The organism is Tenacibaculum sp. 190524A02b (assembly GCF_964036645.1).
Taxonomy (GTDB): domain Bacteria; phylum Bacteroidota; class Bacteroidia; order Flavobacteriales; family Flavobacteriaceae; genus Polaribacter; species Polaribacter vairaonense.
This window is the reverse complement of record NZ_OZ038525.1, coordinates 924068-939715: the sequence shown is the minus strand read 5'-3', so window position 1 is coordinate 939715 and position 15648 is coordinate 924068. Positions and strand designations below refer to the sequence as shown.

Annotated in this window: 4 protein-coding genes; all 4 read left to right on the top strand. The window is 36.1% G+C overall.

Annotation, left to right across the window (positions count from 1 at the left end):
• Window positions 1-299: 299 nt before the first annotated feature.
• Window positions 300-1115 (top strand): N-acetylmuramic acid 6-phosphate etherase, encoded by an 816-nt coding sequence (murQ, locus tag ABNT65_RS03755; RefSeq protein WP_348747208.1) that lies wholly within the window; start codon window positions 300-302, stop codon window positions 1113-1115.
• Window positions 1108-1347: a hypothetical protein gene (locus ABNT65_RS03750; RefSeq protein WP_348738449.1), complete on the top strand. Its 240-nt coding sequence runs from the start codon at window positions 1108-1110 to the stop codon at window positions 1345-1347. Before murQ ends, ABNT65_RS03750 begins: the two co-directional genes overlap by 8 nt.
• Window positions 1348-1358: 11 nt before the next feature.
• Window positions 1359-2408, top strand: coding sequence for a D-alanine--D-alanine ligase (locus tag ABNT65_RS03745; RefSeq protein ID WP_348703918.1), 1050 nt, complete (start codon window positions 1359-1361; stop codon window positions 2406-2408).
• Window positions 2409-2505: 97 nt separating this feature from the next.
• The gene (locus ABNT65_RS03740) at window positions 2506-15648 is read left to right on the top strand and encodes a hypothetical protein (protein WP_348747207.1); all 13143 of its coding nucleotides are present in this window, start codon (window positions 2506-2508) and stop codon (window positions 15646-15648) included.

Here is a 15648-nt window from a genome sequence, read left to right as displayed (position 1 = left end):
CAAAAAAATACTTATTTTTTACAACTTAAAAAATTTTAAAACTGTTTATCAAAACAATAAACTAAACTTAATTTATTAACTTTTTTAAACTTTATTTAAAAACTAAATTCATATACTTTTTTAACATATAGTAAAAAAAAAACAACTAAAACTGGAATACTTATGAATAGTAAAAATGGACCTAAAAAGTCATTTTTATTATGATTTTTCATTTATAACTCTATAAATATTCTTCTATGGATAACTATAAAAACATTTTTTATGACTAATAAACTATAGACTATTTGTAAATTTGATATATGGATTTTATCAAAACTACTGAGCAGGATTCTAGATATAATGATCTAGAAAAAATGACTTTATCAGAACTATTAAATAATATAAATAAAGAAGACCAAACAGTTCCTTTAGCTGTTGAAAAAGCAATACCACAAATTGAAAAATTAGTAGAGCAAATTGTTCTTAAATTAAAAAATGGTGGTAGATTGTTTTACATAGGTGCTGGCACAAGTGGAAGACTTGGAATTGTCGATGCTAGTGAGTGCCCCCCAACATTTGGTGTCCCTCATGAACTAGTTATTGGACTAATAGCTGGTGGAGATACTGCCATTAGAAAAGCTGTTGAGTTTGCTGAAGATTCTGAAACTCAAGGATGGTTAGATTTATTAGCCTATAATATTTCTAAAAATGATGTTGTTGTAGGAATTGCTGCTTCAGGAACCACATCTTATGTTATAAATGCCTTAAAAAAATGTAATCAAGAGAGTATAATAACTGGTTGTGTTACTTGTAATGAAAAAAGCCCTTTAGCTTTAACAGCTAAATTCCCTGTAGTAGCTGTAGTTGGCCCTGAATTTTTAACAGGTAGTTCACGTATGAAAGCTGGTACAGCGCAAAAGTTAATTTTAAATATGATATCTACCACAACAATGATTCAATTAGGAAAAGTAAAAGGTAATAAGATGATAGATATGCAACTTTCTAATAATAAATTAGTGGAAAGAGGAATTAACATGTTAGTTTCCGAATTAAAAGTAGACTATAAAACTGCTCTACAATTGATAAAAAAATATGGCAATGTTAGAAATGCTTTAAAATCTTTTAATAATGAGTAATAATAATTCCATTGATAGTATTGTAAAGAAGTTATTAATTCTTCTTTTATTGTTAATAACTTCTCCAATAATGTTAAATATTGGATTTAAAGCTTTAAAAGTTTTTAACAATCAACCTAAAGTTTTTATTGCTTATATTTTGATATTTGCAGGATTTTTATTAATATTATGTACAGTTTATCATGGATTTAAAACTTTTAAAGGTATTCTAGATTTACTTTTTAACAATTAAATTCGGGGGTATTGAAATTAAAAAATAAGTTTCATAGGATAATAAATTGGGAATATTGGCCATCTTCAATGCTATATATTCCAAATATTCCTTATGCCTTATTTTTAGCATTAAAAGCAAGACACTTTTCATTCTTTACCGCAACAAACCCTAGTATTAAAAGTTCGGGAAATGGTACTGAGAGTAAATACAAAACAATACAGCTCATTCCTGAAGTTTATCGTCCAAAATCTATTTTAGTCAACCCTAACAACACTTTTAAAGAAGTTAAAAATGAAATAGATAGAAAAAACATATCCTATCCTATAATTGTCAAACCAGATATCGGTTTTAGAGGATTGTTAGTTAAAAAAATAAACTCTGACCTAGATTTAAAAGAATACCTTTCCAAATATAAAATTGATATTATTATTCAAGAATTTATTGATTATGAAAAAGAATGTGGTATTTTTTACCATAGAAGACCAGACGCTACAGAAGGTAAAATAACATCCATTACCTTAAAAAAATTCTTATCAGTTACAGGTAATGGTATCTCTACTTTAAAAGAATTAATATATGATGATAATAGAACCAAATTATATATTGATATAATCAATAATAACCCTGAATATGATTTAAATATAATTCCTAAAAAGAATGAAATCATTAATTTATCTGTTATAGGTAATCATTGTAAAGGCACACAGTTTATTAATGGAAATCATCTAATTAATGATAGTTTACGCTTCACTTTTGACAAAATTAATAAATCAATAAATGGTTGGTATTACGGAAGGTTAGATATAAAATATAATACATTTGAAGAGTTAGAAAAAGGAGAAAATTTAAAGATTTTAGAAATTAATGGCGTAATTGCTGAACCTACCCACATATATGATAGTAAAACTTACTCATATATAGAAGCATTGAAAGAAATCCGATCCCATTGGAAAAGTTTATATAAAATAGCAAAAGTTAATCATGAGAAATTCAAAGTCCCCTATAAAAGAACTCAAAAAGTTACTAAAGAAATACTACACTTAAAGAACTATATCACAAACATAAAAAGTCTTAGTTAAAGGCTTTTTATGTGACTTAATACTTAAATTACCCTCTAATAAATAGAGGTTCATTATTCGTTGTTGTATAAACGACACCCCAAATACCGTTAATATTATGAATAGAATAATTACATTGACTATCCTAATAATTCTGAGCTTAAATTCATATGCTCAGGTAAAAGTTGGTGATAACCCCAATATTATTGACCAAAACTCAGTTTTAGAACTAGAAAGTAAAGATAAAGTACTTGTTATAACTAGAGTCAATGACATTGAAATGAACAATATCTACCCTTTAGAAGGAGCTCTTGTTTATAACACAGATCAAAAATGTATTTTCCAATACAATAGTATGTTATGGGAAAGCTTATGTCTATCAAATAAAAATCAACAACTTAGTTTTGATGCTACAACAAATGAATTAACACTTCAAGATGGCGGAACTGTTAATCTTAGCTCCCTTGTTAATGATAATGATAATAATCCAACTAATGAGATTCAGGTATTAACATTTGATAACACTACAAATACCTTAAACTTACTAAACGGTGGTAGTGTTAACTTAGAAACAGTCATTAAAGACATAGAAACGTTAACTTCTATTATAGAGAATAATGACGGTACATTCTCTTATATAGATGAAAATGGAACAAGTAATCAAATTGATATTAAAAATCTAGAAACTTTAACTTCAATTGCTCTTAATCCTGATAATACGAATATCGATTATACTGATGAAAATGGACAAACTACACAATTAAACCTTACTAATATTGTAAAAAACTTAGAAACTCTAACTTCTGTAGTTGAAAATAATGACGGGACTTTTTCTTTTATTGATGAGAATGGAGGAAACACTCAAATTGATATTAAAAATCTAGAAACACTTACCTCTATAGCACTTAATCCTGATAATACGAATATTGATTATACTGATGAAAATGGACAAACTACACAATTAAATCTTACTAATATTGTAAAGAATTTAGAATCTACTTCGTCGCTTATTGACAATGGCAACGGAACAATCACTTATGTTGATGAAAATGGCGTTTCTTCTACAATTAGTTTGAATGATAATGATTCTGATCCTAACAATGAAAAGTCAGACCTAATTTTAAGTGGTAACACTCTTACTTTAAGTAACCCACTAACAGCCGGAAATCTAATTGATTTAACCCCATATCTTAACACCGATAATCAAACTTTATCGATTTCTGGTAACGATTTATCTATCGCAGACGGAAACACCATTACATTACCTTCAGCAGATGGTACTGAAACTGTAGTAAATGCTGGAACTAACGTTACTGTTACGGGGGATGGATCTTCCGCTACTCCATATGTTATTAATAGTACTGATACAGACACTGATGATCAAACTCTATCGATATCTGGTAACGATTTATCTATTGCTGACGGAAACACCATTACATTACCTTCAGCAGATGGTACTGAAACTGTAGTAAATGCTGGAACTAATGTAACCGTTACAGGGGATGGATCTTCCGCTACTCCATATGTTATTAATAGTACTGACACTGATGATCAAACCTTATCGATTTCTGGTAATGACTTATCTATTGCAGACGGAAACACCATTACATTACCTTCAGCAAATGGTACTGAAACTGTAGTAAATGCTGGAACTAATGTAACCGTTACAGGGGATGGATCTTCCGCTACTCCATATGTTATTAATAGTACTGACACTGATGATCAAACTTTATCGATTTCTGGTAATGACTTATCTATTGCTGACGGAAATACAATTACTCTGCCCGCAGATACTGATGACCAAACCTTATCGATTTCTGGTAACGATTTATCTATCGCGGATGGAAACACCATTACATTACCTTCAGCAGATGGTACTGAAACTGTAGTAAATGCTGGAACTAATGTAACCGTTACAGGGGATGGATCTTCCGCTACTCCATATGTTATTAATAGTACTGACACTGATGATCAAACCTTATCAATTTCTGGTAATGACTTATCTATTGCTGACGGAAACACCATTACATTACCTTCAGCAGATGGTACTGAAACCGTAGTAAATGCTGGAACTAATGTAACCGTTACGGGGGATGGATCTTCCGCTACTCCATATGTTATTAATAGTACTGACACTGATGATCAAACTTTATCGATTTCTGGTAATGATTTATCTATTGCTGATGGAAATACAATTACTCTGCCCGCAGATACAGATGACCAAACCTTATCGATCTCTGGTAACGATTTATCTATCGCAGACGGAAATACAATTACATTACCTTCAGCAGATGGTACTGAAACTGTAGTAAATGCTGGAACTAATGTAACCGTTACAGGGGATGGATCTTCCGCTACTCCATATGTTATTAATAGTACTGACACTGATGATCAAACTTTATCGATTTCTGGTAATGACTTATCTATTGCAGACGGAAACACCATTACATTACCTTCAGCAGATGGTACTGAAACTGTTGTCAATGCTGGAACTAATGTAACCGTTACAGGGGATGGATCTTCCGCTACTCCATATGTTATTAATAGTACTGACACTGATGATCAAACTTTATCGATTTCTGGTAATGATTTATCTATCGCAGACGGAAACACCATTACATTACCTTCAGCAGATGGTACTGAAACCGTAGTAAATGCTGGAACTAATGTAACCGTTACGGGGGATGGATCTTCCGCTACTCCATATGTTATTAATAGTACTGACACTGATGATCAAACCTTATCGATCTCTGGTAACGATTTATCTATCGCAGACGGAAACACCATTACATTACCTTCAGCAGATGGTACTGAAACTGTTGTAAATGCTGGAACTAATGTAACCGTTACAGGGGATGGATCTTCCGCTACTCCATATGTTATTAATAGTACTGACACTGATGATCAAACTCTATCGATATCTGGTAACGATTTATCTATCGCAGACGGAAATACAATTACACTGCCCGCAGATACAGATGACCAAACCTTATCGATCTCAGGTAACGATTTATCTATCGCAGACGGAAACACAATTACATTACCTTCAGCAGATGGTACTGAAACTGTCGTAAATGCTGGAACTAATGTAACCGTTACGGGGGATGGATCTTCCGCTACTCCATATGTTATTAATAGTACTGACACTGATGATCAAACTCTATCGATATCTGGTAACGATTTATCTATTGCTGACGGAAACACCATTACATTACCTTCGGCAGATGGTACTGAAACTGTCGTAAATGCTGGAACTAACGTTACTGTTACGGGGGATGGATCTTCCGCTACTCCATATGTTATTAATAGTACTGACACTGATGATCAAACTCTATCGATTTCTGGTAATGATTTATCTATTGCTGACGGAAACACCATTACATTACCTTCAGCAGATGGTACTGAAACTGTTGTAAATGCTGGAACTAACGTTACTGTTACGGGGGATGGATCTTCCGCTACTCCATATGTTATTAATAGTACTGATGATCAAACTCTATCGATTTCTGGTAATGACTTATCTATTGCAGACGGAAACACCATTACATTACCTTCGGCAGATGGTACTGAAACTGTTGTAAATGCTGGAACTAATGTAACCGTTACGGGGGATGGATCTTCCGCTACTCCATATGTTATTAATAGTACTGACACTGATGATCAAACTCTATCGATTTCTGGTAATGATTTATCTATTGCTGATGGAAATACAATTACTCTGCCCGCAGATACAGATGACCAAACCTTATCGATTTCTGGTAACGATTTATCTATCGCAGACGGAAACACCATTACATTACCTTCAGCAGATGGTACTGAAACTGTAGTAAATGCTGGAACTAACGTTACCGTTACGGGGGATGGATCTTCCGCTACTCCATATGTTATTAATAGTACTGACACTGATGATCAAACTCTATCGATATCTGGTAATGATTTATCTATTGCTGACGGAAATACAATTACTCTGCCCGCAGATACAGATGACCAAACCTTATCGATTTCTGGTAACGATTTATCTATCGCAGACGGAAACACCATTACATTACCTTCAGCAGATGGTACTGAAACTGTAGTAAATGCTGGAACTAATGTAACCGTTACGGGGGATGGATCTTCCGCTACTCCATATGTTATTAATAGTACTGACACTGATGATCAAACTCTATCGATTTCTGGTAATGATTTATCTATCGCGGACGGAAACACAATTACATTGCCTTCAGCAGATGGTACTGAAACTGTAGTAAATGCTGGAACTAATGTTACTGTTACGGGGGATGGATCTTCCGCTACTCCATATGTTATTAATAGTACTGACACTGATGATCAAACTCTATCGATTTCTGGTAATGATTTATCTATCGCGGACGGAAACACAATTACATTGCCTTCAGCAGATGGTACTGAAACTGTTGTAAATGCTGGAACTAATGTTACTGTTACGGGGGATGGATCTTCCGCTACTCCATATGTTATTAATAGTACTGACACTGATGACCAAACTCTATCGATTTCTGGTAACGATTTATCTATCACGGATGGAAATACAATTACATTGCCTTCAGCAGATGGCACTGAAACTGTTGTAAATGCTGGAACTAACGTTACTGTTACGGGGGATGGATCTTCCGCTACTCCATATGTTATTAATAGTACTGACACTGATGATCAAACCTTATCAATTTCTGGTAATGACTTATCTATTGCAGACGGAAACACAATTACATTGCCTTCAGCAGATGGTACTGAAACTGTAGTAAATGCTGGAACTAATGTAACCGTTACAGGGGATGGATCTTCCGCTACTCCATATGTTATTAATAGTACTGATACAGACACTGATGATCAAACTCTATCGATTTCTGGTAATGATTTATCTATTGCTGACGGAAATACAATTACACTGCCCGCAGATACAGATGACCAAACCTTATCGATCTCTGGTAATGATTTATCTATCGCAGACGGAAACACCATTACATTACCTTCGGCAGATGGTACTGAAACTGTAGTAAATGCTGGAACTAATGTAACCGTTACAGGGGATGGATCTTCCGCTACTCCATATGTTATTAATAGTACTGACACTGATGATCAAACTCTATCGATTTCTGGTAATGACTTATCTATCGCAGACGGAAACACTATTACATTACCTTCGGCAGATGGTACTGAAACTGTAGTAAATGCTGGAACTAATGTAACCGTTACGGGGGATGGATCTTCCGCAACTCCATATGTTATTAATAGTACTGACACTGATGATCAAACTCTATCGATATCTGGTAACGATTTATCTATCGCAGACGGAAACACCATTACATTACCTTCGGCTGATGGTACTGAAACTGTTGTAAATGCTGGAACTAATGTAACCGTTACAGGGGATGGATCTTCCGCTACTCCATATGTTATTAATAGTACTGACACTGATGATCAAACTCTATCAATCACAGGTAATGATTTATCTATCGCAGACGGAAACACCATTACATTACCTTCGGCAGATGGTACTGAAACTGTAGTAAATGCTGGAACTAATGTAACCGTTACGGGGGATGGATCTTCCGCTACTCCATATGTTATTAATAGTACTGACACTGATGATCAAACTTTATCGATATCTGGTAATGATTTATCTATTGCTGACGGAAATACAATTACTCTGCCCGCAGATACAGATGACCAAACCTTATCGATTTCTGGTAATGACTTATCTATCGCAGACGGAAACACCATTACATTACCTTCAGCAGATGGTACTGAAACTATAGTAAATGCTGGAACTAATGTTACTGTTACGGGGGATGGGTCTTCCGCTACTCCATATGTTATTAATAGTACTGACACTGATGATCAAACCTTATCGATATCTGGTAACGATTTATCTATCGCAGACGGAAACACCATTACATTACCTTCGGCAGATGGTACTGAAACTGTTGTAAATGCTGGAACTAATGTAACCGTTACAGGGGATGGATCTTCCGCTACTCCATATGTTATTAATAGTACTGACACTGATGATCAAACCTTATCAATTTCTGGTAATGATTTATCTATTGCTGATGGAAATACAATTACACTGCCCGCAGATACAGATGACCAAACCTTATCGATTTCTGGTAACGATTTATCTATCGCAGACGGAAACACCATTACATTACCTTCGGCTGATGGTACTGAAACTGTAGTAAATGCTGGAACTAATGTTACTGTTACGGGGGATGGATCTTCCGCTACTCCATATGTTATTAATAGTACTGATACAGACACTGATGACCAAACTCTATCGATTTCTGGTAACGATTTATCTATCGCAGACGGAAACACCATTACATTACCTTCGGCAGATGGTACTGAAACTGTAGTAAATGCTGGAACTAATGTTACTGTTACGGGGGATGGATCTTCCGCTACTCCATATGTTATTAATAGTACTGACACTGATGATCAAACTCTATCGATTTCTGGTAATGATTTATCTATTGCTGATGGAAATACAATTACTCTGCCCGCAGATACAGATGACCAAACCTTATCGATTTCTGGTAACGATTTATCTATCGCAGACGGAAACACCATTACATTACCTTCGGCAGATGGTACTGAAACTGTAGTAAATGCTGGAACTAATGTAACCGTTACAGGGGATGGATCTTCCGCTACTCCATATGTTATTAATAGTACTGACACTGATGATCAAACTCTATCGATTTCTGGTAATGATTTATCTATTGCTGATGGAAATACAATTACTCTGCCCGCAGATACAGATGATCAAACCTTATCGATCTCTGGTAACGATTTATCTATCGCAGACGGAAACACCATTACATTACCTTCGGCAGATGGTACTGAAACTGTTGTAAATGCTGGAACTAATGTAACCGTTACAGGGGATGGATCTTCCGCTACTCCATATGTTATTAATAGTACTGACACTGATGATCAAACTTTATCGATTTCTGGTAACGATTTATCTATCGCAGATGGAAACACCATTACATTACCTTCGGCTGATGGTACTGAAACTGTCGTAAATGCTGGAACTAATGTAACCGTTACAGGGGATGGATCTTCCGCTACTCCATATGTTATTAATAGTACTGATACAGACACTGATGATCAAACTCTATCGATATCTGGTAACGATTTATCTATTGCTGACGGAAACACCATTACATTACCTTCGGCTGATGGTACTGAAACTGTTGTAAATGCTGGAACTAACGTTACTGTTACGGGGGATGGATCTTCCGCTACTCCATATGTTATTAATAGTACTGACACTGATGATCAAACTCTATCGATTTCTGGTAACGATTTATCTATTGCTGACGGAAACACCATTACATTACCTTCGGCAGATGGTACTGAAACTGTTGTAAATGCTGGAACTAATGTAACCGTTACAGGGGATGGATCTTCCGCTACTCCATATGTTATTAATAGTACTGACACTGATGATCAAACTCTATCGATATCTGGTAACGATTTATCTATCGCAGACGGAAACACCATTACATTACCTTCAGCAGATGGTACTGAAACTGTAGTAAATGCTGGAACTAACGTTACTGTTACGGGGGATGGATCTTCCGCTACTCCATATGTTATTAATAGTACTGACACTGATGATCAAACTCTATCGATTTCTGGTAATGATTTATCTATTGCTGATGGAAATACAATTACTCTGCCCGCAGATACAGATGACCAAACCTTATCGATCTCTGGTAACGATTTATCTATCGCAGACGGAAATACAATTACATTACCTTCAGCAGATGGTACTGAAACTGTAGTAAATGCTGGAACTAATGTAACCGTTACAGGGGATGGATCTTCCGCTACTCCATATGTTATTAATAGTACTGACACTGATGATCAAACTTTATCGATTTCTGGTAACGATTTATCTATCGCAGATGGAAACACCATTACATTACCTTCAGCAGATGGTACTGAAACTGTTGTAAATGCTGGAACTAATGTAACCGTTACAGGGGATGGATCTTCCGCTACTCCATATGTTATTAATAGTACTGATACAGACACTGATGATCAAACCTTATCGATTTCTGGTAACGATTTATCTATCGCGGATGGAAACACCATTACATTACCTTCGGCAGATGGTACTGAAACTGTAGTAAATGCTGGAACTAATGTAACCGTTACAGGGGATGGATCTTCCGCTACTCCATATGTTATTAATAGTACTGACACTGATGATCAAACTCTATCGATTTCTGGTAACGATTTATCTATCGCGGATGGAAATACAATTACATTGCCTTCAGCAGATGGTACTGAAACTGTTGTAAATGCTGGAACTAATGTAACCGTTACAGGGGATGGATCTTCCGCTACTCCATATGTTATTAATAGTACTGACACTGATGACCAAACTCTATCGATTTCTGGTAACGATTTATCTATCGCGGATGGAAATACAATTACTCTGCCCGCAGATACAGATGACCAAACCTTATCGATTTCTGGTAACGATTTATCTATCGCAGACGGAAACACCATTACATTACCTTCGGCAGATGGTACTGAAACTGTAGTAAATGCTGGAACTAATGTAACCGTTACAGGGGATGGATCTTCCGCTACTCCATATGTTATTAATAGTACTGACACTGATGATCAAACTTTATCGATCTCTGGTAATGATTTATCTATTGCTGACGGAAACACCATTACATTACCTTCGGCTGATGGTACTGAAACTGTTGTAAATGCTGGAACTAATGTAACTGTTACGGGGAATGGATCTTCCGCAACTCCATATGTTATTAATAGTACTGACACTGATGATCAAACTCTATCGATTTCTGGTAATGATTTATCTATTGCTGATGGAAATACAATTACTCTGCCCGCAGATACAGATGACCAAACCTTATCGATTTCTGGTAATGACTTATCTATTGCAGACGGAAACACCATTACATTACCTTCGGCAGATGGTACTGAAACTGTAGTAAATGCTGGAACTAATGTAACCGTTACAGGGGATGGATCTTCCGCTACTCCATATGTTATTAATAGTACTGATACAGACACTGATGATCAAACTTTATCGATTTCTGGTAATGACTTATCTATTGCAGATGGAAACACCATTACATTACCTTCAGCAGATGGTACTGAAACTGTAGTAAATGCTGGAACTAACGTTACTGTTACGGGGGATGGATCTTCCGCTACTCCATATGTTATTAATAGTACTGACACTGATGATCAAACTCTATCGATATCTGGTAATGATTTATCTATTGCTGATGGAAATACAATTACACTGCCCGCAGATACAGATGACCAAACCTTATCGATTTCTGGTAACGATTTATCTATCGCAGACGGAAACACCATTACATTACCTTCAGCAGATGGTACTGAAACTGTTGTAAATGCTGGAACTAATGTAACCGTTACAGGGGATGGATCTTCTGCTACTCCATATGTTATTAATAGTACTGATACAGACACTGATGATCAAACTCTATCGATATCTGGTAATGATTTATCTATTGCAGACGGAAACACCATTACATTACCTTCGGCAGACGGTACTGAAACTGTTGTAAATGCTGGAACTAATGTAACCGTTACAGGGGATGGATCTTCTGCTACTCCATATGTTATTAATAGTACTGACACTGATGATCAAACTTTATCAATTTCTGGTAATGACTTATCTATTGCAGACGGAAACACCATTACATTACCTTCAGCAGATGGTACTGAAACTGTAGTAAATGCTGGAACTAATGTAACCGTTACGGGGGATGGATCTTCCGCTACTCCATATGTTATTAATAGTACTGATACAGACACTGATGATCAAACTTTATCAATTTCTGGTAATGATTTATCTATCGCAGACGGAAACACCATTACATTACCTTCAGCAGATGGTACTGAAACTGTAGTAAATGCTGGAACTAATGTAACCGTTACGGGGGATGGATCTTCCGCTACTCCATATGTTATTAATAGTACTGACACTGATGATCAAACTCTATCGATATCTGGTAACGATTTATCTATTGCTGACGGAAACACCATTACATTACCTTCGGCAGATGGTACTGAAACTGTTGTAAATGCTGGAACTAATGTAACCGTTACGGGGGATGGATCTTCCGCTACTCCATATGTTATTAATAGTACTGACACTGATGATCAAACTCTATCGATTTCTGGTAATGATTTATCTATTGCAGACGGAAACACCATTACATTACCTTTAGCAGATGGTACTGAAACTGTAGTAAATGCTGGAACTAATGTAACCGTTACAGGGGATGGATCTTCCGCTACTCCATATGTTATTAATAGTACTGACACTGATGATCAAACTCTATCGATTTCTGGTAACGATTTATCTATCGCAGACGGAAACACCATTACATTACCTTCAGCAGATGGTACTGAAACTGTAGTAAATGCTGGAACTAACGTTACTGTTACGGGGGATGGATCTTCCGCTACTCCATATGTTATTAATAGTACTGACACTGATGATCAAACTCTATCGATTTCTGGTAATGATTTATCTATTGCTGATGGAAATACAATTACTCTGCCCGCAGATACAGATGACCAAACCTTATCGATTTCTGGTAACGATTTATCTATCGCAGACGGAAACACCATTACATTACCTTCGGCAGATGGTACTGAAACTGTAGTAAATGCTGGAACTAATGTAACCGTTACAGGGGATGGATCTTCCGCTACTCCATATGTTATTAATAGTACTGACACTGATGATCAAACTCTATCGATATCTGGTAACGATTTATCTATCGCAGACGGAAACACCATTACATTACCTTCTGCAGATGGTACTGAAACTGTAGTAAATGCTGGAACTAACGTTACTGTTACGGGGGATGGATCTTCCGCTACTCCATATGTTATTAATAGTACTGACACTGATGATCAAACTCTATCGATTTCTGGTAATGATTTATCTATTGCTGATGGAAATACAATTACTCTGCCCGCAGATACAGATGACCAAACCTTATCGATCTCTGGTAACGATTTATCTATCGCAGACGGAAATACAATTACATTACCTTCAGCAGATGGTACTGAAACTGTAGTAAATGCTGGAACTAACGTTACTGTTACGGGGGATGGATCTTCCGCTACTCCATATGTTATTAATAGTACTGACACTGATGATCAAACTTTATCGATTTCTGGTAATGACTTATCTATTGCAGACGGAAACACCATTACATTACCTTCAGCAGATGGTACTGAAACTGTTGTAAATGCTGGAACTAATGTAACCGTTACAGGGGATGGATCTTCCGCTACTCCATATGTTATTAATAGTACTGACACTGATGATCAAACTTTATCGATTTCTGGTAATGATTTATCTATTGCAGACGGAAACACCATTACATTGCCTTCAGCAGATGGTACTGAAACTGTTGTAAATGCTGGAACTAATGTAACCGTTACAGGGGATGGATCTTCCGCTACTCCATATGTTATTAATAGTACTGATACAGACACTGATGATCAAACTTTATCAATTTCTGGTAATGACTTATCTATTGCAGACGGAAACACCATTACATTACCTTCAGCAGATGGTACTGAAACTGTAGTAAATGCTGGAACTAATGTAACCGTTACGGGGGATGGATCTTCCGCTACTCCATATGTTATTAATAGTACTGATACAGACACTGATGACCAAACTCTATCGATTTCTGGTAACGATTTATCTATCGCAGATGGAAACACCATTACATTACCTTCAGCAGATGGTACTGAAACTGTAGTAAATGCTGGAACTAATGTTACTGTTACGGGGGATGGATCTTCCGCTACTCCATATGTTATTAATAGTACTGACACTGATGATCAAACTCTATCGATTTCTGGTAATGATTTATCTATTGCAGACGGAAACACCATTACATTACCTTCGGCTGATGGTACTGAAACTGTAGTAAATGCTGGAACTAACGTTACTGTTACGGGGGATGGATCTTCCGCTACTCCATATGTTATTAATAGTACTGACACTGATGATCAAACCTTATCGATTTCTGGTAATGACTTATCTATTGCTGACGGAAACACCATTACATTACCTTCAGCAGATGGTACTGAAACTGTAGTAAATGCTGGAACTAATGTAACCGTTACGGGGGATGGATCTTCCGCTACTCCATATGTTATTAATAGTACTGACACTGATGATCAAACTCTATCGATATCTGGTAATGATTTATCTATTGCAGACGGAAACACCATTACATTACCTTCGGCAGATGGTACTGAAACTGTTGTAAATGCTGGAACTAATGTAACCGTTACAGGGGATGGATCTTCCGCTACTCCATATGTTATTAATAGTACTGATACAGACACTGATGATCAAACTTTATCAATTTCTGGTAATGACTTATCTATTGCAGACGGAAACACCATTACATTACCTTCAGCAGATGGTACTGAAACTGTAGTAAATGCTGGAACTAATGTAACCGTTACGGGGGATGGATCTTCCGCTACTCCATATGTTATTAATAGTACTGATACTGATGATCAAACTTTATCGATTTCTGGTAATGACTTATCTATCGCAGACGGAAACACCATTACAATAGATGGTTCAATAACAAACGAGCTTGGATCATATACAGACACAACAACAGGGACAACTCACAAGATAGGTGAATATCAAAGCTCAGCTACTGCTACTGCTGTAGATGTAAATGAAACAGTAACAACAATGACTCAAAATACAACTACTGGTGTAATTACTTATACTAATGAAAACGCTACAGCACAAACAGCAAATGTAGTTGCAGCTGAAACAGATAATGCTATTACTGTTGGAGCAAATGGAGGAGCATATTTCAATGGACCAATAATATATGCAGCGGGTAGACATAATGCTAATGAATTATCAGGAACAGGTTCAAAATCTGTTTATAATGCAACCATTACTAGGGTAAGTCAAGGGCTATTTGATGTTACATTTACAGATATTGGAACTACTAACTACATTATCCAAATTACACCTGAAGATTGTGGAGGTAATTGCCCAGATAATGGTGGAGGTGGTTATGACGATCCAACCGTTGGCTATACTAATATAACTTCAACTGGTTTTAGAGTAAGAGCTGGTGATAACGATAATGGTACTACAAATTTAGATTTAGCTGATTTAGGATTTATGTTTACAGTTATTAGATTACCATAA